Annotated in this window: 2 protein-coding genes; both read right to left on the bottom strand. The window is 65.5% G+C overall.

The features are described 5' to 3' along the window. Positions 1–421: 421 nt before the first annotated feature. Entirely contained in the window at positions 422–1,165 is a 744-nt protein-coding gene (locus tag MOV75_RS37245) for a carbonic anhydrase (RefSeq protein WP_246922417.1), read from the bottom strand. 114 nt (positions 1,166–1,279) lie between these two features. Next, positions 1,280–1,619 (bottom strand): hypothetical protein (locus MOV75_RS37240; protein ID WP_247007894.1); only part of this gene is annotated, 340 nt, incomplete at its 5' end.

Genomic DNA, 1,619 nt, shown 5'->3' with positions numbered 1-1,619 from the left:
GTCGTCGCCAGCGGCGACTTGGCGTAGGCACCGTTGCCGACCACGAGCGCGATGCGCTTCTCCTGCTGCTGGGCGCGTACCGATCCCGGCGCGCCGGCGGCAAGGGCCACGATCGGCAGCAGAAGGCAGATAAAGACCCTGAGCGTCCCACGCATGGCTTGCTTGCCCGTTATTGTTGTTGAGGAGCCACCACGCATGAGGCGCGCGGCCGGCTGAACGGCGGTTGAACGAAAGGCGCGGATTAAGGCGGTGGCGTGGCCACGCCGCTGCCGGCGTCAGCTCCATGCCACCCTTGTGCCGGCCTCAAGTCAGCCTCGCGCACCCTAGAAACTGCGCGAGGCTCCTTCAAGTCCCTGCTTGGCGGCCGCCCTTCAACGGGCAGAGGCGCGACCGCCTGGCTCCGGTACCCCCGAAGCCGGGCTCAGCCCTGGGCAAGCAACTCGACGGTCCCGGTGCTCAACCGATAGATGCCGCCGACCACCTTGAGCTTGCCCTGCTCGACCGCTGCGTTGAGGATCGGGGCGGCCGATTTCAGCTTGGCAACGTTGTCGAGGACATTCTGGCGAATGGCGTTGTCGAGCGCGTTCCCGCTTTGCTGGGCCGCCGTCTTCACCGCCGGCGCGATCGCGGAGACCAGCGTGGGGATGTGCCCCGGCAGCGGCTTGTCGTCCTTCAGCGACTTGATCGTCGCGTCGACGGCGCCGCAATTGTCGTGGCCGAGCACCAGGATCAGGGGCGTGCCGAGTACGGCGACCGTGTACTCCATGCTCGCAACCGTCTCATCGCCGGCAAAGTTTCCGGCGACGCGGCACACGAACAGGTCTCCGCGTCCGCTGTCGAAGGCATATTCAGGCGCGATCCGAGAATCGGCGCAGCTCAACACGGCTGCGTAGGGATTCTGACCACCGACCAGAGCCTCGCGCTCATGCGTGAAATCGTGGCGGCGCGACACGCCCGACACATAGCGCGCATTGCCCTCCATCAGCCGCTTCAGCGCCGCATCGGGTGACAGCACGTTCTGGGGTTTCGGCGGCGCCTTCGCCTCCTTGGCCGACGCGGGCCCACCAAACGCCGCCACCCCGAGCGCGGAGGCGGCGAAAAGCATCATCGAACGCCGGGAGGGAGCATGCGATTGATGCAGATTTTCAGAGCATTTGTCACACATGATTCTTCTTCCTTGGTTTTGCGCCGGGCAACAACTGATAGCTGTGCCAGGTAGACTTTGAAACCATGCGCGAGCTTGATAGTTAAGCTTTGGTTTGCGGCAGCGCAGGCGACGTCAGAGCTGCTGTACGTCCACCACGCCCGCGACCGCCTTGATCGCGCCAGCGATCTGCGGCGAGACCTTGAAGCGGCCGGGCAGCTTCATCTCGACCTCGGTCTCGAGGTCGAGCATCATCACCAGTGAGACCTCGCCATCGCCGTTCGAGCGTGGTGCGATGCCCGGACTGCCGATCTTTGGCGCGGCGCCATTCGATGCGGCCATGTCGGGGCTGGCCAACCGCTTGGCGATCGACTCCAGCGGCTTGGTGTCGCGCACAAAGATGCGCAGCCCCTTCTGCGTCTTGGCGGCGGCATCATCCAGCGGCTCGGCATGCAACACGCGGGCGCGGACGTCC

Source organism: Bradyrhizobium sp. PRIMUS42 (genome assembly GCF_023006515.1).
Classification (GTDB): domain Bacteria; phylum Pseudomonadota; class Alphaproteobacteria; order Rhizobiales; family Xanthobacteraceae; genus Bradyrhizobium.
The sequence above is the reverse complement of the archived record's forward strand: the minus strand, read 5'-3'. Positions and strand labels throughout refer to the sequence as shown.

Excerpts from the sequence above, each read along its gene's own strand:
- MOV75_RS37245 (WP_246922417.1), bottom strand. The coding sequence starts at position 1,165 with ATGTGTGACAAATGCTCTGAAAATCTGCATCAATCGCATGCTCCCTCC.